15 protein-coding genes and 1 pseudogene are annotated in these 23,216 nt (G+C 60.6%); 7 read left to right on the top strand and 9 right to left on the bottom strand.

The window, feature by feature from the left end:
* Positions 1–360, top strand: a pseudogene (locus M729_RS1000000139370) (ATP-dependent DNA ligase); the annotation flags it as partial.
* Between the two features lie 59 nt (positions 361–419).
* Positions 420–809 (top strand): hypothetical protein, encoded by a 390-nt coding sequence (locus M729_RS1000000139365; RefSeq protein WP_245267629.1) that lies wholly within the window; start codon positions 420–422, stop codon positions 807–809.
* Between the two features lie 44 nt (positions 810–853).
* On the opposite strand, the gene M729_RS0124895 is transcribed toward M729_RS1000000139365, so the two are convergent.
* On the bottom strand, positions 854–2,290 hold the full coding sequence (locus tag M729_RS0124895) for a caspase family protein (RefSeq protein WP_245267628.1): 1,437 nt from the start codon (positions 2,288–2,290) through the stop codon (positions 854–856).
* 208 nt (positions 2,291–2,498) lie between these two features.
* Between M729_RS0124895 and M729_RS0124890 the strand changes: the two genes are divergently transcribed.
* The 4 genes from M729_RS0124890 (at position 2,499) to M729_RS0124875 (ending at position 9,147) form a co-directional block, all read left to right on the top strand.
* The gene (locus tag M729_RS0124890; RefSeq protein WP_013525277.1) at positions 2,499–3,224 is read left to right on the top strand and encodes a hypothetical protein; all 726 of its coding nucleotides are present in this window, start codon (positions 2,499–2,501) and stop codon (positions 3,222–3,224) included.
* A gap of 239 nt (positions 3,225–3,463) precedes the next feature.
* Positions 3,464–6,643, top strand: coding sequence for an autotransporter domain-containing protein (locus M729_RS0124885; RefSeq protein WP_084652708.1), 3,180 nt, complete (start codon positions 3,464–3,466; stop codon positions 6,641–6,643).
* Positions 6,644–6,775: 132 nt separating this feature from the next.
* On the top strand, positions 6,776–7,885 hold the full coding sequence (locus tag M729_RS0124880; protein ID WP_027163201.1) for an OmpA family protein: 1,110 nt from the start codon (positions 6,776–6,778) through the stop codon (positions 7,883–7,885).
* A 20-nt stretch (positions 7,886–7,905) separates the two neighbouring features.
* Complete coding sequence (locus M729_RS0124875) at positions 7,906–9,147, top strand: caspase domain-containing protein (protein ID WP_224673649.1); 1,242 nt, start codon at positions 7,906–7,908, stop codon at positions 9,145–9,147.
* 45 nt (positions 9,148–9,192) lie between these two features.
* Here M729_RS0124875 and M729_RS0124870 read toward each other — a convergent pair whose 3' ends face one another.
* A complete protein-coding gene (locus tag M729_RS0124870; RefSeq protein WP_224673521.1) occupies positions 9,193–9,804 on the bottom strand; it encodes a hypothetical protein in 612 nt (203 codons plus the stop codon).
* A 148-nt stretch (positions 9,805–9,952) separates the two neighbouring features.
* Here M729_RS0124870 and M729_RS0124865 point away from each other — a divergent pair, with 148 nt between their 5' ends.
* On the top strand, positions 9,953–10,483 hold the full coding sequence (locus tag M729_RS0124865) for an OmpA family protein (protein ID WP_013525282.1): 531 nt from the start codon (positions 9,953–9,955) through the stop codon (positions 10,481–10,483).
* Positions 10,484–10,583: 100 nt separating this feature from the next.
* Here M729_RS0124865 and M729_RS0124860 read toward each other — a convergent pair whose 3' ends face one another.
* From M729_RS0124860 to tagH, 7 genes are all read right to left on the bottom strand, one after another.
* Positions 10,584–12,914 (bottom strand): M23 family metallopeptidase, encoded by a 2,331-nt coding sequence (locus M729_RS0124860; RefSeq protein WP_027163199.1) that lies wholly within the window; start codon positions 12,912–12,914, stop codon positions 10,584–10,586.
* Positions 12,911–13,321, bottom strand: a complete 411-nt coding sequence (locus M729_RS0124855; protein ID WP_024504491.1) for a DUF1036 domain-containing protein — start codon at positions 13,319–13,321, stop codon at positions 12,911–12,913. Before M729_RS0124855 ends, M729_RS0124860 begins: the two co-directional genes overlap by 4 nt.
* Before the next feature lie 84 nt (positions 13,322–13,405).
* Positions 13,406–15,814 (bottom strand): serine/threonine-protein kinase, encoded by a 2,409-nt coding sequence (locus M729_RS0124850; RefSeq protein WP_027163198.1) that lies wholly within the window; start codon positions 15,812–15,814, stop codon positions 13,406–13,408.
* A 5-nt stretch (positions 15,815–15,819) separates the two neighbouring features.
* Entirely contained in the window at positions 15,820–16,593 is a 774-nt protein-coding gene (locus tag M729_RS0124845; RefSeq protein ID WP_013525286.1) for a protein phosphatase 2C domain-containing protein, read from the bottom strand.
* A gap of 166 nt (positions 16,594–16,759) precedes the next feature.
* The gene (gene tssM, locus M729_RS0124840) at positions 16,760–20,323 is read right to left on the bottom strand and encodes a type VI secretion system membrane subunit TssM (protein ID WP_027163197.1); all 3,564 of its coding nucleotides are present in this window, start codon (positions 20,321–20,323) and stop codon (positions 16,760–16,762) included.
* A 19-nt stretch (positions 20,324–20,342) separates the two neighbouring features.
* Positions 20,343–21,839: a type VI secretion system protein TssL, long form gene (gene tssL, locus M729_RS0124835; RefSeq protein ID WP_027163196.1), complete on the bottom strand. Its 1,497-nt coding sequence runs from the start codon at positions 21,837–21,839 to the stop codon at positions 20,343–20,345.
* A gap of 292 nt (positions 21,840–22,131) precedes the next feature.
* Positions 22,132–23,172 (bottom strand): type VI secretion system-associated FHA domain protein TagH, encoded by a 1,041-nt coding sequence (gene tagH / locus M729_RS0124830; protein ID WP_027163195.1) that lies wholly within the window; start codon positions 23,170–23,172, stop codon positions 22,132–22,134.
* Positions 23,173–23,216 lie beyond the last annotated feature (44 nt).

Below are 23,216 nucleotides of genomic sequence, written 5' to 3'. Positions count from 1 at the left end.
GACAACTGGATTCACGAAATCAAGTACGATGGCTACCGGACGCAAATCATAATCGAGGACGGCACGGCCCGAGCGATCACCCGAAGGGGCTACGACTGGTCATTGACGTACAAGACGATAGTCGAGGCGGCGGCAACCCTTTCCCCCAAGTCGGCAATCATCGACGGCGAGGCAATCGTCCTCAACGGGAAGGGCGTGTCGGATTTCCANTCGCTGCGGTCCGCGATGCGATGGGCGCCGGATCGGATTATCTTCGTCGCCTTCGATCTACTGCACCTGGACGGGGTCAACCTGCGCCCAGCACCTCTGCTGGAACGTCGGGAAAGCTGCTCGAACTCGTCGGGCCTGCCAAGGGCGTGATCCAGTACAGTCACCATGTGCATGGCGGCGGGGCCGACTTCTACGCCGCGGTTGATCGCATGGGCCTGGAGGGCATGGTGTCGAAGCGGCCTGACAGCGTTTATCGGTCAGGCGACACCGAAGCGTGGCTGAAAACCAAATGCTACGAGGAAGTCGACTTTGAAGTGGCAGGCGTGCAGCTAAAACCGGGATCGGCACCACTCGCTTTGATGGCAACCCGCGATGCGGAACGCCGCTATGTCGGATCGGCTCACATCGCCCTGAACAAAGCCATGCGAGAACGCCTATGGGCCAAGGTGCAGGAGGGGAAAGGCACGCCACCGAAGGGAGCCGACAAGCCAGACGCCGAATGGATCAAACCTGGCCTTGTCGGACGAGTGAAGACCCTTAAGCGCGAGGACAAGCTACGCCATGCGACTTTGCAGGCGATCCGTGAGGCGAAATCGTGATGTTACGAACGCCAATGAAGTAGGCCCGCCTGACAGCCCACGTCCTAAAACACACCACCGATGCCTATCCCCCCACTAATGTCTGGTGGGGGGGCTATGGGGCGTTGCGGGACGGCCTGCGCGCGTTTCGCCGCCTTGCGGCTGGGACCGGTTTGCGAAGGGCCGTTGTCCGACGCGACTTTAGCCGGCTTGGCCTTGACGATGACCGGCTGCTTGCAGATTCTGCCGGAACGCAAAAAGAGATCGCCGAGCAATCCGACGGTCGGCTCGGTCGTGGGTGCGATCTGTTTGGTGTTTTTGTAGTAGTCGGTGAGGGCACGGATGGAGCCTGTGCCCCAATCGCCATCAACTTGCATCCGGTAGCACCCCAGGCGACGAAGTTCGGTCTGAATGCTGCGCGCAAGATCGCCTGCCTTGTCCTTTTCCGCTTCGCCCGCCGAGGCGCCGACAATGAGAGTTTCGAGGCCGGAGACGACGCTCTGGCGAGCGACTGCAACGCTTTCGGTTGAAGACAGATTGGCGACCCGAGTGCCGACCGGCTCCGCTGAACCGCCTGACGGTGCCGGAATCTCGACGGACCGCAGCGTCTGTCCGACGATGAGCACGGCGGTCTGCAGGTCGTTGGAGGCGAGCTCTATCTGCAGCTTCTTCTTGGCGTCTGGATCGGACAGGATGCGCGACAGGCTCGCGCTCAACTGCGCCGGATCGAGCATCTGCTGTTCGGTGAAATAGAATTGTTCACGCAGGTTCGACTGATCCCACGGCACCTGGCGGCCGACGGTGAGCGCCTCGGTCTCATTGCGGACGCGGATCATCATGTCCGAAATGCTCAAGCCAGGAATTTCGACGTTTTTTAGAAGCGCAGTGGTGAACGGGCTGTTTTCGTCTGTCCCGTCGACGGTGACGTTCCCGGGCTGGGTGGCGAAGGCGACAAACGTGTTTTCGCCGACCTCGACCTGCGCCAGACCGTTGGAGATGTTGGCGCCGCTGCCCAGCGGATTGTTGCGGCAGGCATCAAGGAAGATGAAGGTCTGACGGCCGCGACTGGCGAATTTGGCGATCACATCATTCAGCTTGACGGCGTGCGCCGTCAGCTTGTCCAGGTTTTCCGGATCGGGCGTATCGATCGGTAGCAGGTAGTTTTCGCCCTGCACCTGCATGCCGTGGCCGGCGTAGAAGATCAGCACGGCGCTGCTTTCGGGCAGCTTCGCCTCGGCGTCATGGAAAAGCTTGACGAAGCCATCGGCGGTAAGATCGGTTCCAGTCAGAACCTCAAAGTTCAGCCGCTTCAGGCTGTCGGACAGTTTCGTCGCATCGTTGACCGCGTTGGCGAGGTGCTCGAGACGCTTGCTCTGGTAGTTCGTGTTGCCGATGACGATCGCCAGCCGGTTGCGCGGCTGTAATGAGGCGTTCTGTTCGACCGCGGCGCGAACGTCGATCGTGCTCAAAATCGCGAAAAGCATGAGCAGCGGGATGCGCAAGTATCCGTGGCGGTGGGTCATATCGGCATGCTCGTTCCAGCCTGCGTCAATCTTGATCCGGCGGCCTTCGAACGCACCAGACGCAAACGCAATCTGCCCGAGCGTTTGGACCCCGTGCCGCCAAAGGCCCGCAAATTTTTATACCAAGTATCCTGTCAAAGATAGGAAAAAGGGATTTGTATGCAGTCACTGGACCGTGGAGGGCTCGATGCCGACCAAGATCAACCTCGCGCTGCCGGTTTACGGAGCAGCCTACAAAAGCGTATTCGTTCGCAGCCTTTTTGCGGCCCTGACTCACGAAAGCCTTTCCAGCTACGCGTTCACGCTGTCGGAAATCGAGTACACGGATATACCGTTTTCTCGGAACTATCTGCTCACGAATTTCTACTACAAGAAGCTGGACTGCAGTCACATCCTGATGATCGACAGCGACATGGGCTTTTCGCCCGATCTCATTGCCGCGATGCTGGCGCTCGACAAGCCTGTAGTCGGCACTTTGTATCCGCGGCGTCTGGTCGACCTTCGCAAACTTCACTCGCTGTCGAAACTGCCGTTCGACAAGGCCTTTGCGCAAAGCCTGGAGTTCCTCGGAACCATCATCGAACCGCGGCAGGAGATGGGCGGCTTTGTCCGGGTATCGCTATGTGGCACGGGTATCTTCTTGGTTTCGCGCGACTGCGTCGCCAGGATAATTGAGAAACTGCCCGAAACGGTGAACCGGTCGCGCTACAGAAAAAACAAATACGCCGCACAGTTCGAGAGCTTTCTGACGCCATTTTCGAAGATCGTGACGCCGGACGTGGACTTGCCTACCGATTTTTCTTTTTGTCATCGCTGGGCCCAGCAGTGCGGCGGGGAAATATGGGCAAGTTACGACCGCAAGGTTGCCCACGCGGGAAGCCTGACCGTTTCGGCAGCCTATTCTGACCTCTAGATGTTCGCGTCCTTGTACCGCGTTGTACTGCATCTGAGCGGTTCAATCTGAGTTCGATAGTGACCTTGTCGCCACACATGACCTTATAGTGGCCTGAGAGCGAACGCCTAACCATTGCCGACGAGCAGCGCGCTGCGTACACTGCCTGTCAATCAAGTCAACGAGCCCCATTGAAGGGCCGGTGATTTATTGTAATTGCCTTAACTGTGACGGTATCGATTCTCGTAAGGTGGGATCGAATGAGAGTGCCGCGCGAGGCCTATCAATTGGCGGGTGTTTCGTTGCTTGCGTTAGCGGCGGCATCCACGTTGCAGATATCTGGCGCGGAAGCGTGCTCGGCTATCGCAAGCGGTGCTGGTACAACAGTCGGCTCAGGCATCTCGGCCGAAACGACGTTCGAAACGACATCGGTCACGGTCGAGTGCAGCACAACTGGAAACGTCCAGGATGTCGGCGGCGTATTCACGACGGGGTTCGCGGGATACAAGGGGCAAGCCAACGACTCGTCAACAGTCATCGTCAACGATTATGACGGAAACGGCGATGACATTGTTAGCATCTTTGGCGGTATCCTGGACAACAGCACGCCTACCCCCGTCATAAGTGGCCTGCCGCCGGTAACGTCATCGGCAACGACATCCTTGCAGTCGGCAGAGGGGACCCTCGAACTCTTTGGCGGCAACGACCGGTTCGAGATGTCCTATGGGGATTTGTCGGGCGATCCGTTCGCCCCAAATGTCGACGCCAATCTCGACGCCGGGGCGGGCGATGACACCGTTATCATCCAGGCCGGCAGCATCCACGACATCGATCTTGGAGATGGTGTCGACAGTGTCGTGATATCCGGCAGCGGCACACAGGTCGGCAATGTGACCGGTGGCATCGGTGACGACCTGATATCGGTCGGTATCCTCGAGGTCGAGGAAGGCGTTTTTTTCAGCGAGCCAATCGTCGGTATCATCTCTGGGGGTGAGGGCGGTGATACCATTACCATAGGGGGAGGCAACGTCGAGGCCGTGGATGCCGGGGCCGGCGACGACCAGGTCAGCATCGGCGGCAATACCGCAATCGAATTGGATATCGATGGAGAGGCCGGCAACGACACAATAACGGTCAGTGGCAACGCCACCATAGGCGGCAGCATTTTCGGCAACGATGGCAACAACACCGTCAACATCGACGGTGGAACCGTCGGCACAACCATATCGCCGGGCATCGTTGATCTTGCGGGCGGCGCCGACATTTTCAACATGGCCGCGGGCCATGTGACCGGCTCGGTGTTCGGCGAAGGCGGCGGCAACACCTATACCGTCAGCGGCGGCACGGTCGACGGCTCGATCTATGCCGGCAGCCAGGACGACAGCGTATCGATCTCGGGCAACGCCAGTGTCGGCATCGACCCAGGTGAGGGTGGGGAGGGCACGGATTCTGTCGGGCTGGAGGATGGTGACGACACCTTCGACATGACCGGCGGCACTCTTGCGGGTGCGGTAAGCGGTGGTGCCGGCAATGATGTTATTACGCTGCGCGGCGGCACCATAAACAGTTTTCTGGAAGGCAACGACGGCAACGATCAGATATTGGTCTCCGGCGGCGTGCTTGCGGGAGAGGTCACCGGCGATGTCGGTGACGATCTGATTGTCATCAGCGGCGGCGCCATCGGATCCAGCGTTTCCGGCGGCGCCGGCTTCGACAATGTCTCGGTCACCGGCGGCACCATCACGGGCGGCATAGACGCCGAGCATGTCCATCTGTCGGGCGGCACGATCGGCGGTAACATTACCGGTCTTGGTCCCGACACGCTCGTGATCGACGGCATCGGTGCGGTTGACCCACTCAATTTGAGCGATGGCGTTCTGTTCAGCGGCACGGGCGCCAACGGCACCATCACCGGCACCGATCTCGCTGCCGGCGGCAAGAGCCAGAACTTTACCGGCTTCGACAATTTTTCCTCCGACAATTCCACGCTGCGCTTCAACGGCGGCATACAAGGCATCAACCACCTCAACCTGGGCAGTGGCTCGACGCTGTTCATCAACGGCAACGTCACCATGCCGGGTTCGATCATCGCGACGAATTCGCTGATCGACATGACGAACGGTGTCGCTGGCGATGTGTTGACGCTAGGCGGCCTCACCCTCAACGGTGCCAGCATCGGCCTCGACATCAACCAGCAGACATCTCAGTCGGATCAGCTCATTGCCGATGCGTTTTCGGCAACCGGCGCCAATACCATCATCGTCAACCTGCTCGGCACGCCGCAATTTGCCGAGCCGACCGACATACCGCTCATTGTTTCGACCAACGGCCCGGTCACCGGGACGTTCAGCGTCGCAGGCGTGCCCGGCACACCGGGTTCGCTTTTCACCTATGCGATCGTCACAGGCCCGAATGGCAGCGTGTTCCTGCGTGCCACGCCAGTCAATTTTGGCATTGCGGCGGCGCCGACCAGTGCCACCAACGCCGGCGCGGTCGCGGTGGCAATCGAGGCTCTCTACGGCATAAACCGCGACGCGCTCGATGCTGACCTGCATCTCTCGCCCGCATCCGGTTCTGGAATGGTGCCGGTTTCGGAAAGTTTCGGGGTCTTTGCTTCAGGCCAGTTCGCCCATACCGAGCATGACGGCTACAACATCAGCGGCGGCGGCTTGAACGGCTCCGGCCCGAGCTTCGATGCCAATGATTTTTCGGCTGCCATCAGCCTGGATTTCAATGCCGCCAAACACTTCCAGTTCGACAATGAGTACGGCCTGAACATCGGCGTTTTCGCCGGCTACGCCTCGACCGACGTCAACCTCGGCGCGTTTCGGGGATTTGATGCCATCGGCGAAGGTACCAACAAGGCCGGCCTGTTCGGCGGCTACGCGCTGTTTCGCAAGGACTACAATTACGCGCTCGTCTCGGCCTCCGGCTTCATCGGTGGAAGCGACGTGACGAACGGCGTGCTCGGCACCACCGGCAGCTATGATACCAAGGGCTATGCAGTGACGGCATCGGTCGGCCATATCTTCAAGCTGGGCGAGCGCACCCGCTTCGATCTGCGTGGCGGCCTGCTTGGCGTTTCCTTCCGTGGCGATCCCTATAAAGACAGCGGCGGCAACGAGTTCGGCAAGAGCAAGCTTTCTTTTGGCGCGATCAAGCTCGAGCCCGGCATCTATGGCGACTACACGCTAAGCAACGGAATGGTGATCAGCCCCTATGCGCGAGGCGAATTGCAGCAGCGTTTCGGCTACAAGAACACCACCGAAATCGACACCAGGGAGATCGACTTCAACGATGCCGATTTTTCCGCCGCGCTGTCGACCGGCTTCAACCTGAAGATGTCGGCCGCGACCACCGTCAACGGCGAAGTTCGCGGCAAGGTGTCATCGGACAGTTCCACCATCGGCGCCAAGCTCGGACTGAAGATCGCCTTCTAACCAAGACGATGAACCCGAGATTTGCATCGCTCGGGAGTGGTGCACCGCACCACGCGAGATGCTCGCCAAGCGACAGCAAGTGTTCTATGCTCCTCGCTGAGAAATCGTGAACTGCTCTAGGCAGGGGGTTCCATGTTCGAAGTCGTGGGAGTCTGGTGGAAAACACGGGCAAGAGGCTGGCTCGTTATAAACGCGCTTAGCTTGGTCGTTGCGTTGTTGGTGTTGATTTGGCCCGGACTGGGAACTGCGAAGGCAGAGACGAACTGGACGCTGGACTCGACCGCTTCGGTCCTGACCTACCAATCGGTCAAGAAGAACACGATCGTCGAAACCAACAAGATCAGGAATATTTCCGGTAGCCTCACCTCGGCGGGTGATGCGAAAGTCACCTTCGACCTCAATTCGGTCGATACAGGGGTTGACCTTCGCAACGTCCGCATGCGGTTCCTTTTCTTCGAGACATTCAAGTTTCCCTCCGCCGAACTGACCGCTAAGGTAGATCCCGCCGCATTTGCCGACCTGGCGACCAAGCGACGTGTGAAGGCGGTTCTTCCGTTCCGTCTCAGCCTGCACGGGGTCGACAAGGATCTTCAAGCCAACATCGTGGTCACCATGATCAGCGACACCATGGTGTCGGTCGCTTCGGAGGCTCCTGTCGCCGTGCATGTGGAAGACTTCGGATTGCTGCCGAACGTGGATAAACTCCAGCAGGCGGCCAACGTGACCAATATTGTTCCCACGGCATCGGTTTCATTCGATTTCGTTTTCGTCGCTGACGGCAGCAAGCCGGCTGTTGTCCAACCGGTTGCGGCGAGCACTGCGGATGTCGGGCCTGTCACCACCGATGCGGCGAAGACCAGCTTCAGCGACGAGGAGTGCCTCAACAGGTTCGCGGTGCTGTCGCGCACCGGAGCCATCTACTTTAGAACGGCGAGCGCGCGGCTCGATAGCCAAAGCCGGCCGCTGCTTGCTGAGGTCGTCGGCGTCGTGGGCAAGTGCCCGGGCCTGAAGGTCGAGGTTTCTGGACACACCGATTCCGACGGGTCGCCCATCGAGAACAAGCGCCTGTCGGAGCGAAGGGCCCAGGCGGTTGCCGACGCCATAGTTGCCGCTGGCATTCCGCGCACCCAGATCGCGGCGACTGGCTATGGCGAGGAGCGCCCGGTTGCCGACAACGACACGCCGAAGAACAAGGCGCTCAATCGGCGGATCGAGTTTTCCGCCACTAAGCTCGTCAACTGAGGGACGACCTGTTGTCCCGGGTGGGTTTTGATCGTATCGGCCATTGCGGTGGACTTGTGGGCGCCATTGCGCTTGTAGCGCTGGCACTGCTTTTGACTTTGTCGGCCGCCAGTGCTGAACGCCGTGTTGCGTTGGTCCTTGGCAACTCCCAATATGAGCATGCGCCGGCGCTGACCAATCCGGTACGCGACGCCCACGCCATGGCCGAACGCCTCGAGAATCTGGACTTTGAAGTCGTTTCCGGCTTCGATCTGACCAAATTGCAGACCCAGACGACGATTGCGCAATTCGCAAAGCAGGTGCGCGGCGCCGATATCGCCCTTTTTTTCTACGCCGGCCACGGGTTGCAGGTTTCAGGCAGCAACTACCTTCTTCCGGTCGACGCAGCACTCGAGGACGAGACTTCGCTCGATTTCGAGGCGGTGCCCGTGGACTTCGTCCTGCGGCAAATGTCGCGCGAGACCAGCATAAGGTTGATTTTTCTCGACGCTTGCCGTGACAATCCGCTTGCCGAAGTGCTGGCAAAGACCGCCGGCGTGAAGGGAGCAAGAAGCGGCCTTGCCGAAATTCCCATCGAGAATGGTGGCGCCGGCACGCTTGTCGCGTTCGCCACCAGTCCCAATCAGGTCGCCTTTGACGGGTCGGGCCAACATTCGCCGTTCGCTTCGGCGCTGCTGGCGCATATGGGCGAAACAAACGTTTCCATCACCGAAGCCATGAACCGCGTTACCGCCGATGTCTTCAAGGTAACCGCCGGCAAACAGCGCCCCTGGAGCAATGTCTCGCTGACCACTGAGGTCGTCCTGCACAAGATCGACCTCAACGCACCGCTGATCGTCGGCGAGGCGACCACTCAGAAATCGGAAGCCGGTTCGGATGGGCGAAACGTTGCGGCAAACCCGTCGGGCGCCGACGACGCCCAACTTTCGCTCGATATGCTTCGTCAGAAAATCCCAAGGCTTGCCTCCGACGAGCCTATCTTTTTTGACCATCCTGTCGATTTCGGCGATCCGGAAATCGACGGCAAGAGCATTGCGGAGCTGATCAAGGGCAAGCCACGCTTCAGTCCTGTGGAGGGGCTCGACAAGTCGGTATGGGAAGGAAAGCACTGCGACGGTTGCCATGAATGGAACGAGGCCCGGCTGTGTGAACAGTCGAAAAATTTCGCCGCCAACGACGTGTCTGTCTTACGGCTTCAACATCCGCTTGGAACGCGCTTCAAGGTGGCGCTCGCAAAATGGGCGCAAGGTGGCTGTAAGTAAGCCAGGATGATGACGGCATCCATCGGTTTCTGCCGGGCGAATGCTCTAATCCGCATCCGCTGCTTGGCTCAGGGCCTCGATCTCAGCCATCTGGATGCCCATTTCGACAAATGCCGAAAGAACGGTGAACCGGTCAGCCAGTGCGACACGCGCCAGTCCGGCCAGAATCCCGGCATTGATTGCGTGGGCGGCTGGAAACGGCAGCAACGCCGGTGCCATCGTCGCGGCCCTGGCCGAACCATTGTCACGCCATCCCGCGGCCAGAGCAATCCAGCCGACCGGCGTTGTTGGCGGCGTCGCGCCGGCTGTGCTGAGCGCCGCCTGGTGGCGGAGACTGTCCGGTTCGCCCACCCAGTTGTGGACCAGCGGGAGCAACTGATGATCGGTCTCATCCAACAGGTCGGCCAGGTGGCTCAGGCATTCATGGGCCCACCAGACCGCGGCTCGCTCGGGAAGCAGGTAGGCACAAAATGTAACCGCTTCCTCGGGAACGCGCCCTGCGAGAAGGTCGCGGCAAAACTCGATCGAGCGCTGGTCGGTTGGAAGGCTCCTCATGTCCCGCGCAATAGCAGGACACGCCGCGAAAAGATCCCTTGCCGTTTTGAACCGGAGCCCATTGGCCATGACCGCCACGCTTTCATCGAGAAGCTTGGCCACTCAAGCCTTAGGCGCGGCGCGGGTCAAGTCTCAACCGGTGACGCGGCAACAACTGTCACGCCCCCGGCGATTGCAGACAGACAATTGCCTGCGAATTTGCTATGATCCCAACATCGAAAATCGGAATACTCAACCAGGAGGAGCCGCTATGCAGTGGAGCAGTTCAGCTTTTGTGTTGGCGGTCGTGCTTTTCTCGACCCACGCTTCCGCCGACCCCGTTCAGAAATCGGAAGACATCGTGAAGTTTTTTGCTGGTGCGGCCGATCTCGGCAAGTCCCGCGGGATTTGTGTTGGCTCCGCGGAGGAGTGCAAAAGCAAGTCCAATGACGCGTCGGCAGTGAAAACCGGCCTCGACATGCTGATCAATTTCGGCTTGGATTCGGCCGAACTTGACGCCACCGCGCGCGCTGAACTCGACGAGTTCGCCAAAGCCCTGAAGGACAACCGGCTGAGCACGTTCAGCTTCGTCGTCGAAGGCTATACCGATGCCACCGGCACGGTGCACCACAACGAAGGCCTGTCGCAACGACGAGCGAAATCGGTAGCCGCCTTCCTCACGGCCAGCGGCATCGAGCCTGATCGCATCAACGCGGTCGGCATGGGTGAAAAGAACCCGCGCAGTTCCAACCCATACGATCCGCTCAATCGCCGCGTGGAAATGCGGATAAAGACACAATAGCCACGCAAAGCTGCGCCGCAGCTTGGGATGGGGCGAAGATTGTTCTACCCGATGGAATTTGGACAGGGGTGAGCATCTGATAGAGCAGCGCGAGCGTGGTTCAAGGCGTATTCTGAATTGAGCTTATGACGGCGGTGACGGCCTGCTTGTATTTTTCAAACTCCGGTGACGTCTGGCGGACCTCCGTGGTCGTTGTCTGCTGGGCGGCGCCAGTGGCCATGCGGCCCAGCTTCTGGCCCATTTTCCTTTCGGCCCAGTCCACGACGTAGCTGGCGGTCTTGCCGGTGAGAAACGGGTTGGCCTGGATGACGGCCGACCCCAGCACGGCGCTCAGTTGCGCCGAACCTGTGGCCGACAGCACCTGGTGCGCGCCTTCCATTCCCAGGAAATGACAGAGATAGAGTCTGCCCGCCGTAATCTGGTGACCACGCTCCCGAAGATAGGCCTCGCCTTCGCGAGCCAGGTTGCGAACCATCTCACGCGAGATCGTGGCGTCGTAGCGCAGTGCGAGCAGGTCGGCTGTCGACAGCGTGCGCGCAAGTTCCGGGCGGTAGGTGTTCATCATCCTGATCCAGGTCTTGCTTATGAATTGCCCTGCACCGGTTGCTGAGGAATTTGGGTTCTTGGCGCGAGCGCTGCCGCCGCTTTCGACATGAACGATACGGTCGGTGAGCGTCTCGACCGCGGAATCGTCGGAAGCGACCGCGGTGACCGTGCCGAGTGGGTCGATCGCTGCGCCATTCTGGTAGAGTTCGAAATGCAGGTGGGGCCCGGTCGAAAGGCCGGTGGTGCCGATATAGCCGATCACATCGCCGGCTTTCACCCTGGTTCCGACACCGGTCCCGATTGCAAATCTCAGCATATGCGCATAGCGCGTCTCGCGCCCGTTTGGGTGCGAGATCTTCACCAGATTGCCATAGCTGCCGCCATCGCCCTGGAAGGTGATGTCACCATCGAAGGCGGCTGCGATCGGCGTGCCAACGGGAGCCGCCCAGTCGACGCCCTTGTGGATGCGAACGGTGCCGAGAATTGGATGCTTGCGTGGCCCGAAGGTGGATGTCATCACCCCGTTGACGGGCGTGACCATGCCGTTGGTGACCGTCAGCGAGCGGACCTGATCGTCACCGGTAACGCACGCAAACTGGCCCTCGCTCAGCTGGAAGACGAAACAGTCGAGGCTCTTTTCGGTGCCCTGCACGCCGACATACAGCACACGCCCGTCAGTCTCGCCCTTGCCGCGCGGCGTTTGCGAGTAGATCAGCACAAGGCGCTGGTCCTCGCTGGCGAAGGCGTCCAGATCCTGCCCTCGCGATAGGTACATGATCGCTTCGCCGATCACGCCGGTTGGAACACTGTTGCGAGCCGCCGTCGAGTAGATCGCGTCGAGCAGGCGATACTGCCGCTTGTGCGTGCCTTCCCCCTGTGCGCCCGAATAGTTGAACAGATCTTCACGGACCCAGGGATCGACACCCGATACGAATGCGCCCGCCGCATTGCGTGTCAGCGTGCCGACAAAGACGTTCTTGGCGTAGATGGACACCTGCATCAGCGACATGGTCGTCCTCTCGCGCCTCGGCCTGAAACCACGCATGGCGATGACATAGCCCGGTTCCAGGCCGTCGCGGTTGAAAAGCGCCTTCAGCGCTTGCCCTGCCAGCTTGGCGTCCTCTGCGGAGAAATGCGCATCGAGCGCGACGCTGTCCAAAGAGCGGTCGTTGAGGATTTTCACGAACGTGTCTTCGGTCGCCTCGAACCGCTGATACTCATTCGAGACGGTTGCGACACTCGTGTTGTTTTCGATCTGCGTCTTCTGGAATGCGGGAAGGGCTGCATCGCCCGCATCGATGGTCTCGCCCCAGCCGGCTTCGGGATCATCGGCGTCCGCCCTTTGGTCGGGCGCTGCGGCTGGTTCCCCCTCTATCGGCGATGGCTCAAGATCATTCTGCAGATCACCGGATGGTGGGGCAGCAGTCTTTCGTTGCGCCTGGAAGAATGCAAAATCCTCTTGCGTCGACGGTATCGTTGTCATGAATTTTTCGCTCGCGCTAAGCATGACGTCAGACAGGATTTCGATCTGTGGAGAAACGCCGGCCTGGTTGAGTTCCGCCGGGCGCGGCATTGTCCGGCCTTTGGTTGCGGCGCTGGCATCGGGCGCCAGCGTGATCCACATCGGGTCCCCCGCCAGATCGATAATGGCTGGCACATACACGGATGCGTCCGCCGGCATATCGTCCGCCCCTTCGACCGCATGCAACTCCTCGTCTTCGTCTCCGAACGACCAATACTCGGCGGTGAGGTAGAAACCGGCGGCGATAGAGAGCAGCACAGCCACCGCGAGACCGGCAACAAGCCTGCGCCGAAGCGTGCGCCTGCGAAGGGCCGCGCGCGCCTGCTTTTTCTGCCTGAAGCTCGTGTCGATACCGTGCGTCACGGATTGCTTCCCGTAAGGAAGAACGTCCACCGCGCCTGTTCGAGGGTATCGACTTCAAGAAATTGTGCCGCGATATGGCCGCGCTGCCAGCACTCGTCGATGCCGCGTATCGAAAAACGTCGCCGCTCAATGCACATTTCGGTCGATCCTGTGAGGATCGCATGACCAAACACGTCCGTTGCGTAGATGTAGATGTAGCGGTTCGTGAGTTCCTCACGAATGACGTTTACGCATTGATTGGCGCCGATGGTCCACCAGCCATCGGTCTGGTCCGCATTGTCGACCTTCTGGCCGACGGCGAGATTGACGACATCCAGAGTCTGATTGCAGACCGTGAACTCGGCGCGCGCTTCGCTGGATGACAGCACGGCCAACAGGGCCGCCCCCCCCATGACCGCAAGCCTCATGCTGCCACGCAGGGCAGGGGCCCGAACCGGATCAAACTGCTTTATCGGCGGGTCAGAGCGGCTGAGTTGCATCGGGCGCCCATGCTATCCGCCGAGCCGGAAATACTGGGCGGTGGCCGAGAATTGAGACCCGTCGGTCTCGATTTCTTCGAGAATCTTGGGGAGCAGCACCGAGGCTGGCATGGGCGTGGAGAACGCGGCTGCCTGGATGTCCTGAGGGCCCGTGATCACCATTATGATCTGCGGCACCGCCTTTCCGGCGGCTTTGTCGGCGGCCCCGAGACCAATCGGGATGCTGAAAGTAGCCTTGCCGGGTTCTACGACGATGCGGTCGTCGAGATTGAACACCATGCCTTTATGGTCGATCAACAGCACGCTGGACCTGAGCCCGCCACGCGTCACCAGCGTTCCGCTGATCGGCGTACCGTTTGGCACCGATGTCCGATCGAGAACAAGCTGCGGCTTGTCTGATGCGGTCTGCCCGATAAAGCGCAGAAAATTGGTGACTTCGCATTGGCTTGGTTCAATGAGCCGGACGCTGATGTCCGGCTCGACATGGAATTTGGCCTGGAACTCGGCCAGCATGCCTTCGAATGGCTGGACCGATGTTCCAAAGCCTTCGATCGCGGCAGCCTTGTCGGTTGCTGAGGTCATCGTCGCATAGAAACAGTCGCCGCCGCCGAAGTCGCGAACCCATGACACCCGTTGGGCGATGTCGTCGACGGCCGGGGGAATCTCTGGTTTGGGCACGTTCAACGCGACAGCAGGTTGGTCCGGCTGGTTGCTTGTCGGCAAGGCAGGGCTCTCGGCGTTCGCGACAGCCGGCGGGGCCGCAGTGGGATTGGGCTCCCGCGTTGCGGGTGCCGCCGGCTTGCTGGCCTGCGGTTCGGGCTTTTGGCTCTCGCCAACCTTGGGCTCAGCGGGCGGCAGCGTCGAGGCTTTCTCTACCGGCGGCGTCGGGGCGGTTGTCTCACTGGAAGCGGCCAACGTTTGACTGTCGCTGGTCATCGTATCCGGCTGGATTGGCGGCGATGCCTTTTCGGGTGGCGGCCTGGCGTCCGTTGCGGGTGGCTTCGCGACGACGTCGTTCTGCGAGGGGACTTCGGCGGGCTTGGTTGGCTCCGGCTTTTGAACCCCCAACGTATCTGCCGGATTTTCAGCCGCCTGTCCGCTGGCCTGCACGGGCGAAACTGCCTTTGCCGGCTCAGGGGCGGCAGAGTCCGCCAGGGGCGGCTTTGACAGGCCGGGCGGGAGCTTGGACGGCTCCGGTGGCAAAAGCGATGTCTTGCCGGCAGTCGGTGTGGCAGGCGTCATGAAGCCGCCCAGGTAAAGGCCCGCGCCGGAGGCCACGGCCAGCATCGCCAAGCCAGCGATCGCCAGGGTTCGGGTCTTTGTGGACCTTCCAGGCAAACGCGCCGTGGCCTCGCGCGGCATCGGCGCCGGAGGCGGCCGTTCGAACAAATGCGCGGGCCGCACGTGCTCTACGAAGGGCTGTCCGCCTGGGCCCGCTGCGGCTGCGTCGTCGTGCCTCTCAACATTGTGTGATCGTGCCTGGGTTTTGCTGCCGGATGCAAAGGTTCGCGGCAAAGCCGACCGATCGCGGGGTGTGATGGACGCCGGCGGGGTTGTCTCCTCGTTTTCGTCACGCGTCATCCTGGCGATTTCCGCCATGCTAACCGGTCGGTCCTGCGGATCCGGTTGCAGCATGGGTTCAACGATGTCACGAAAATCATCGTCGATGTCGGTGAGATCAGGCACGGTCCGGCGCTTTTCGATGACCTCGAATTGCGATCCGCTCATATCGATTGGCTTGCCGCGCAAGGCGGCAACCAGCACCAGCCCCAGGCTGTAGATATCGGATTGCTCACTGACATCGCCGCTGTAGAGCCCGAGCTGTTCGGGTGAAACATAGTTGTATTTTCCCGCAAACTTTCCGCCGATCAGGGTCTCACCGCCGACACTCGCCGACCGGGCGATACCGAAATCTATGATCTTCGCGCGGTCGACCCGGCCTCCCGGCAAGATGATGTTATCGGGCGAGAGGTCGCGGTGTATTGCTCCCGCCTGGTGCACGGCGCTCAGGCCGGAGGCGAGGCGGTGGCAGAGCTTGCGCACATCAGCCGCCGGCATCGCGCCACGCCGCATGATGTCGAACAGCGACTCACCGTCGACGAATTCCATGGCAAGGTAGGGACGGCCGATCCCGGGATCGATCGTGAAGACGTGGTAGCGCACGACCGCGTCATGCGACAGGTGATTGAGGATCAATGCCTCCTTGCGAAACAGCGACAAGATCGTCTGGTCACGGGCGAACTCGGGCAAGACGATCTTGATCGCGACATGGTCACCGGTCTGGATATTATGACCACGGTAAACCTCGCCCATGCCACCGAATGCGATGCGTTCGTCGAGCTCGTAGATGCCGCTGAGTTGCGTGCCTACGACGGTGTTGGCCATGCCCCCCGATATGCGCGTCTTGTCGTCGGAGCCCATCAACCTCAGGCCTTCGCTCTATGCAGATATGGAGGAGGCAATTGGCCATCGCGCTCGTGTCCTATCTTTACGAGGACGATCGTGACGTTATCCGTTGCGCCGCGCGCCAGCACCATGTCGAGCAGGTTCTCGCAGGCTGCCTGAGGTGTCGCCGACACCGTCGCCGCCTCGATCTCGGCGTCGGTGACATGCGCCGTCAGACCATCCGTGCTCAACACAAAAATATCCCCCGGCATGATTTCTCCCTGCTGGAAATCGATGACAATCTCGTCGCTGACGCCGATCGCTTGCGTGATGACATTGCGGCGCGGCCACGTGCGTGCTTCGGCTGCGCTGATGATACCGCGGTCGATGAGCTCCTGAACTTCGGTGTGGTCTCTCGAGATCTGCGAGATCGAGGCGTTGCGGACAAGATAGACGCGGCTGTCACCCGCCCACAGGCAGGCAAACCGCCCGTCCATCGCCAGCAGGGCGGCAACGGTGGAACCGATGGTTATGCCGCGGGATTCAGATATGCCTCGGATCTCGGCATTGGCCCGGCCCAGCCTGTCCTCGAAGCGGGCGCGAAGATCGGGAGCTGAGCTCGCAATGCCGATTGTTGACAGATGATCGACGATACTGGCGGAAGCGACCTCTCCGGCGTCATGTCCACCCATTCCGTCGGCTACCACCCAGACGCCAGTTTGTGGCTCGACCAGATAGCTGTCTTCATTGAGCTCACGGACACAGCCTTTGTGGCTCACGCCGAAGCTCTCAACGGAAAGGGCGACAGTATTCAATTTGCCACCAAGCGCTTTTCAAGCGTCCTTCTGCGGCGCACCTTTGGACGCTCGCTGGCGCCACTTTGCCACAGGCTCGAACATTAAAGTATCGAAAACTAAGGAAAACCAGGCTTTGAACGCCGTGGTCAGCGGACCGACGCCATGTTCAGCAGATGAACCCTGTTCAAAACGCCTTGGGACAGCTGAATCCGGACAGGGCCGGGAGGAAGAAGGGGTTGGAGCCTGAGCCTGTCTGGAGAGCATAAGTAACGTCGCGTCCGCCGATCACGAAGCGCGCTTGCATGTTGCTGTCGTCGCCGGTGACGGCAGCCTTGTCCAGAAGTCGTTTCAGCGCCCAGGGCCCTTCGAACTTGATGGCGGATTCGCGGCCTGGCATCTCCGGCGTCAAGCTTAGGCTGGCGGACGCGGAAGCTGCCTCGCCCGGCCAGGTGACCGCGCTCGGCGCGTTGCCCGTCTGATTGCTCCAGACGATCTGGCCTTCGGCGTCGAGTATCGCCGTATCGACATCGCCATTCAGTGAGAACGGTGTGAAAGTGATGCTGACCGAAGGCAACGAACCGCCCGATGGGAAGAAGGCGCTGCGGATTTCCGCCGCAAGCTGGAAGTCTTTCAGGGTCGATTTCGACAGGTCGCGTCCAAAGCGCGCATCCTGTTTCCAAGTCCAGTCCTGGCTGGTCATGTCGATCAGCGATGCTAGATTTTGTGCGAAGAACCGGTCCAGCAAGCCGCCAGGGGCGAACAATTTGGCGAAATCTGCCATCGCAACATCCTCGGTGGCGTCGCGGGCGAAGGGATAACGGCCGCTGATTGCGGCTTCACAAGGGGCTGTGACCGTCTGGTCAAGTATCTGATTTAAGTTGGTCACCGAGGTTTCGGCAACGTTGCCTTCGAACTCATCCGCCGTCGCGTTGACCATCTGGCCGAGTTGCTTGGGCAGGCGCGAGACATTGGCGCGAAGCGTGGCTATCTGCAGCTGCAGGTTCGAATTGACGCGTTCCGTCTGCGAAGGAACTTCGGCCGCCAGTTGCAGGCTCTGATAGATATCGCTGAAGTTTTGGGTCAGAGCATCGATCGGGCGATGTCCGGCAGGGCCGTTCACCAGGGCCTGGAATGGTCTGAATTGCGCTTCGATGTTTGCTCCTGGACTGAAGTTCCGTGCGTCGGCGGCCCCGGTGCCGGCGCGGCTTTGCGATTTGCCGCTGGCGATTGTTATGCCGATGCGGGCCAGGCCCTTGGCCAGATCCGCGGGGTTGCGCGGCGGGTTCTGGACCGTGCCTTCGATCTCGGTGCCGGGATCGGGGCCGTCACCTGAGTCCCGCGTCAGAGCTGTTTCATCGGCGATTGCCGCAAAGAGCTGATTCATCGGTGAGCTTGGGGAGGCAGCGGCCGAAAGCGCGATGTAGTGCGGCTTGTCCGTCAGCATCGCCTTGAATTTCAACTGGCCGAGAACGCCGTTCCACGCGGCCGCGAACTCCTTGCCGTAGCGATCAAGAAGTTCGGGGCCGAGCTTGAGCAATTGCTGGTTGATGTCGCCTTGTTCGCCGCCGCCCCCGAGAACCCACTGCTCGTCGACAAGCATCTGCGCAATGCGCGACAGTTGCCGGAGATAGAAGGTGTTGAAGCCGGAATGAGTATAGATGCCGGGAATACGAAGCCCTGACAGATCGCCGCCATCGATGCGCTCGAACAGCAGCTGCGCTTCCGGCCCGCCTTTCTGAGACAGTGAAAAATCGTCCAGCACCGCTGCGTATATAGCCGACTTGATCAAGGCCGAAGCGCGATCGGCAAGGCTCATACGCCCGAGTGAACGTTGAGCGGCTTCGACAAGCGGCTGGTTGAGTTCGAAGACCGGATCATAGGCGTCGTCCAATGCAAGCATGGCGCGCAGGTGCTTTTCGAGCTGCTCGCGTCCTTCGCGATTGTTTTCGCCCGGATATCGGTTCTGCTCCCAGTCCCGCTTCATCCACGAAACGATCAAAGCGTCATCGACCTTCGGTGCCTTGCCGCCAAGCATCAGATAGATTTTCAACGGTTCGTAGAGTGCGACGGGATCGGCCATCTTGGCCTGGATCGTCCGCTCGGCCTGGATCAACAGGCGCGATCGGAGCAGTCGCTCCAGCGCCTGCCGATAGGCTGTTTTGGATGCCGAAAGAAGTCTCTCCCTCTGGCTGAGGCCGAACGTCTCCTCTAACGGTGTCGGCAAGTCACCGGTTTCATACCCGGCCGGCAGATCGCGCAACTGGTCAAGCGGGCCGATGACGTTTTCAAGGTCGACATCGGTGACCGTGCTGGCCTGGAGCAACGGGGCCGCCGTCTCGCGATACTGGCCCATGGCCAGCGTTGTGGAGGCGATCAGCGACCGGTTGGAAGCAAAGCTCAGGGCGAGCGTACCCAGTGCGGCGGCGGCGATCAGCGTTATGGCACCCAGGCCACCAAATCTGACGATCGCCGCACGCCTTGCAGCCGATTTGTCATACGAAACCCAGCCCGATTCGGCAAAAATGACGTCCGTCAGCAGATCATGCAAAAAGAAGCTTTTGCCGGTTCCAGAAAGGTGAGGGCGGGAATTGCCGCCGAAATTGCGGCCGATCGCGCCCAGCACCTGATCGATAGGCGTGCCCTCTTGCGTGCCGGACGAAAAATACAATCCACGCAGGCTGACATTCACCTGGCTGCGTCCGGGATCGAACAGAGCGGCGACAAAGCTGGTAACTCGGCCCTTTAGTGCGCCGAACTGTGCCGGAAAACCGAAGATGGAGATGCGCGTGACGGGATCAGCCTCTTCCTGGAGGCGGTCGGCCATCTCGTCGGCCAGTCGTTTTGCCAGCGCATCGAATTCGGCAGGGGCTCCAGCGGCCATGTTCCTGTCGCGCTCCGCGGTCTGGAATGTCGCGCCCCACACCTTGCGCCTTCGTGACTCGTCGAAACCGCCGAAGTAGTCCAGGAAACCGGAGACAAGATCGGCCTTGGTGAAAATCAGATAGACTGGAAACTGAACTTTCAGCGTCTCGTGGATTTCCCTCAGCCGGTTGCGTATCTCGGCGACGTGGGTATCTAGCTGCCGGTCGTCGAAGCTCATCAGATCGGCAAGGCTGATGGCCAGGATGACGCCGTTTATCGGTTGCCGGGCGCGGTGCTTCTTGAGCAGTGACAGGAAGGAGAGCCAGCTCTTCTTGTCGCTCTCAGCATTGGAATCCTGCGTCGTGTAGCGACCTGCGGTGTCGATCAACACGGCCTGGTCGGTAAACCACCAGTCGCAGGCACGTGTTCCGCCAATGCCGGCCACCGGTTGGGCGTCTCCTGAACCGGCAAGCGGAAAATTCAGCCCCGAATTGACCAGTGCCGTTGTCTTGCCGGCACCCGGCGGGCCTATGACGACGTACCAGGGGACGTCGTAGAGGAAGTTGCGCTTGCCGCTCGACCCTTTGAGCGCCGCCAAGGCCTCATTCATGCGGGCTTCGAGCAGCCGCCCATCGTCATCATCGCGGTCATCATTGTGCGCAACGACGGTTTCGAGCGCTTTTTGCGCCTTCCTCGCCTGCCAGAAACGAAGCCCGTGAACAAGCGCCAGCGTCGCCACGATTACACCGATGATCGTTGCACGCAGCCAGGCAGGCCCGAGCGGCCGGCTATCGGCAAAGCGGATCAAGGGGCCGGCAAACCATATGGCGGTCGCGAAGCCGATCAGCGCGGTCATGCTGAATATCCGCAGCAGCCAACGCGTCATGGATGCTTCCAGCAGGTCGTCACAATGTCTCCTCCCTGGGGATCATCACATCGACACGGCGGTTCCTGGCGCGGCCTTCCGGCGTCGCGTTTTCGGCGATCGGTTCGTCCTCGCCCTTGCCGTCCACCGTCAGTCGCGAGGGATCGCTGAATTTCGCGGCCATCAGCGCTTCGACGGCTTTGGCCCGGGCCAGCGAAAGGTCGAAGTTGGATTTGAAGGCGCTCGACCGACGCGGTTTGACATTATCCGTGTGGCCGACGATCCGGATCGGTCCAGGCTCGTGCTCAAGAGCCGCGGCGATGTCGGCGGCGATGGGCTGAAATTCCGGCTTCGTCTCGGCCCTGCCGGACTGGAACAGCAGCAGATTGTTGATTTCCACGACGATGAAGTCGCCCTTGGTGCCAATGGCCAGTCCGCCGCCTTCGACGTCCTTGGCCAGCGCCGCACGAATACGATCGATCTGAGCGTTGGCCGCCGGTGGGGCGACTTTGGCTGGCTCGACCAGCGGCGCCACGCTGGCGCGCTCGATAGCGACGGGTATTGATGGGTTGAGTGCCAGCAATTCACCTGCGGCGGCGTCGCCTTCATTGGAGATGAAGACCCGCAATGCGAAGAACGCTGCCGCCAGCAGCGCCGACGCTGACGCGGCAACCACCCAAAGCGGCAGGCGGGCCGAGGACTGCGTCATCGTCTCGGCCAAGCCCTGCCAGCGCGGCGAGATGTCTTCACCCGCACGCGTCCTGAAGTAGCGAAGCGTCTCGTAGACGTCGCGTCGAACGCGCTCGAGATTGTTGTCTTCGCGCCTCACGCCGCGATACTGGCCCTCGAACCCCAGCGACAGACAGACATGCATCAGTTCGAGCAGATCGTAATGTGTCTCGGGATGGGCCAGGATCTTGTTCAGTGCTTCGTAGAAGCCTGTGCCGGAGGACTGGGTATGAAAGAACTGCCACGACATGCTGCGTTGCGACCAGTCGTCTTTCCCAGGCCAAGGCAGGTTGCCGATGAGATCGTCGGCTGTTTCGCACAGAACATAACGCGCAATCCGCGCATCCTCTTCGGCAACGTCCGATTTCTCCACCGTCCGGTCGAATTTTTCGATGGCCTCAGCGACATGTTGCGCCAGTGGCTCCGCCTGTCTTTCGACAGGCATCAGCCTGAGTTGCCCAAACAGCATCAGCAAAGGAGCGGCCGCAGCGAGAATAGTGTTTGCCGCGCAGTATCTGACCACCTCGGCGGCGCCGAGCAGCATGCGCTGCTCGATGGGCGGCTTTGATGCGGCGGCCGAAGAGCTGGTACCTGCTGGGGCACCCAGGGCCGGGCCTTGATAGATGACGGTTCCTGATACCCAGCCCGGTGGCCGCACGACGCCAGGATCGAACACGGTTGAATCCTCGATCCTGGAGGTGTCCGCGATGGATTGCTCCGGAACCGGCGGCGGTTTTTGCGTGCGCCGTGGATTTGCGCGAATGACGGTCTTGCCCGCCGGACCGAAGGGGTCGTCCTTCGAGCTCATCGCCGATCACCCGTGCAGGCGGGACACCCGCGATTGGGCGAGACAGGCGCAAGACGGTTTCTGGTCGGGTAAAGGGGCAGCTCCGGTCGGCCGCGGCAGTGTCCGCAGAAGGATTGGCCAGAAAATCCTGTCCCGCCGTAGCATGACATTGCCGCAGACCCCCAGGTCAATGAGTCTTACCCGCTTGGCGAACTGTCGTACGCGATTGTAATCTCAGAAATTGTTTATTGGAACCGGATGCCGGGCGTCGGAGGACTTTTCTGATTGGCCTGCCAGGCGTTTCCTGGATCGCCTATTTTTGCTTGTCGGCTTTGGCGTAGGCCTCGCTGAAATACGCCAGGTAGATGTCCAGCATGCCGTTTTCATGTGCCTCCTCCATGGTCCGCCATGTCGCGACATAGGCGTCCCAGGCCTGCCCCTTCTTCGATGTGAACGACGTAGGCGGGAGTTTCCTGCCGATCGCCTCGGGCGACAGGTCGTCAAGCAGTCGGGAGAGCGCAGCTTGCATGGCGGCATAGGTGGCGAATTCGTGCGTCTTCAGATCGCGGAATGCGTCCTCGATACTGCGCCTGGCATCAAGATAGCCGGCCCTGCGACGGGCGAACATGATTTCGAGGATTTCGTCGGTTCCTGGAACGAACTTCAGCGGATTGTTGTCGGCGGCGCTGATCATCGTTCGTTGTGTGCTCTTGGCCAGCATTTTCGCGGCCGCACGTGCTTTCAGCAGCAACGTCAGTTCCTCGACCACCGCCCGCAGGACCGCGCCGATTTCGGCGGCAACTTCATGCGGGTCGCGTAATTGAAGCAATTCCGGCGAAATGCCGGCTCCGATCGCGATCTCCCGCAAGACCTCGTCTCTGGTCGAAGGCAGGGGTGGGGAGTGCGGCGGAATGCGCTGCCCGGGCCGTTGCTGCGCGGGATCGAAGAAAGGTGCATCTTTGAATTCCAGCGGTCGGCCTGTCGCGGGCGGCATGTCTCGCTGCTCGGATTTGTAGCTGGGGTAGCCCGCCGTGGCGCGCTCTTCGTCGATCGATACCAAGATGACATAACGGCCGATCAGTATCCGGTCGCCATGGCCAAGCCGGTGTGGCCCGGTCATGCGCTGGCTCGATCCGTTGATGAAAGTCCCATTGCGCGAGATGTCGTGCAGCCAGAACGCGCCCGCCTCGTAGCGAACCTCGCAGTGTCGGCCCGAGATGAACTTGTCGGGATCCGGCAAGGTCCAGTCGCAAGCATCGCGTCCGATTTCGAAGCCGCGATCACGCGCCGCGTAGCTGGTCGAGGTACCAGCGGGCAAGGCGTCGACATTGTTGATTTCCAGACTGATGTGCATCCGAGATCGCCGTCGATCGTTGATCGGTACTCCGCCATTCTAGC

Origin of the sequence: Mesorhizobium sp. WSM1293 (assembly GCF_000513875.1) — a bacterium.
Taxonomy (GTDB): Bacteria; Pseudomonadota; Alphaproteobacteria; order Rhizobiales; family Rhizobiaceae; genus Mesorhizobium; species Mesorhizobium ciceri.
Note: the sequence above shows the minus strand (reverse complement) of the source record. Positions and strands in the feature narration are given on the sequence as shown.

What these genes read in the sequence shown, in the direction of transcription:
- M729_RS0124865 (WP_013525282.1), top strand. Translation starts at nt 9,953, where the DNA reads ATGCAGTGGAGCAGTTCAGCTTTTGTGTTGGCGGTCGTGCTTTTCTCG.
- M729_RS0124880 (WP_027163201.1), top strand. Translation starts at nt 6,776, where the DNA reads ATGTTCGAAGTCGTGGGAGTCTGGTGGAAAACACGGGCAAGAGGCTGG.
- tagH (WP_027163195.1), bottom strand. Translation starts at nt 23,172, where the DNA reads ATGCACATCAGTCTGGAAATCAACAATGTCGACGCCTTGCCCGCTGGT.
- M729_RS1000000139365 (WP_245267629.1), top strand. Translation starts at nt 420, where the DNA reads ATGGGCCTGGAGGGCATGGTGTCGAAGCGGCCTGACAGCGTTTATCGG.
- M729_RS0124890 (WP_013525277.1), top strand. Translation starts at nt 2,499, where the DNA reads ATGCCGACCAAGATCAACCTCGCGCTGCCGGTTTACGGAGCAGCCTAC.
- M729_RS0124855 (WP_024504491.1), bottom strand. Translation starts at nt 13,321, where the DNA reads ATGAGGCTTGCGGTCATGGGGGGGGCGGCCCTGTTGGCCGTGCTGTCA.
- tssM (WP_027163197.1), bottom strand. Translation starts at nt 20,323, where the DNA reads ATGACGCGTTGGCTGCTGCGGATATTCAGCATGACCGCGCTGATCGGC.
- M729_RS0124850 (WP_027163198.1), bottom strand. Translation starts at nt 15,814, where the DNA reads ATGGGCTCCGACGACAAGACGCGCATATCGGGGGGCATGGCCAACACC.
- M729_RS0124885 (WP_084652708.1), top strand. Translation starts at nt 3,464, where the DNA reads ATGAGAGTGCCGCGCGAGGCCTATCAATTGGCGGGTGTTTCGTTGCTT.
- tssL (WP_027163196.1), bottom strand. Translation starts at nt 21,839, where the DNA reads ATGAGCTCGAAGGACGACCCCTTCGGTCCGGCGGGCAAGACCGTCATT.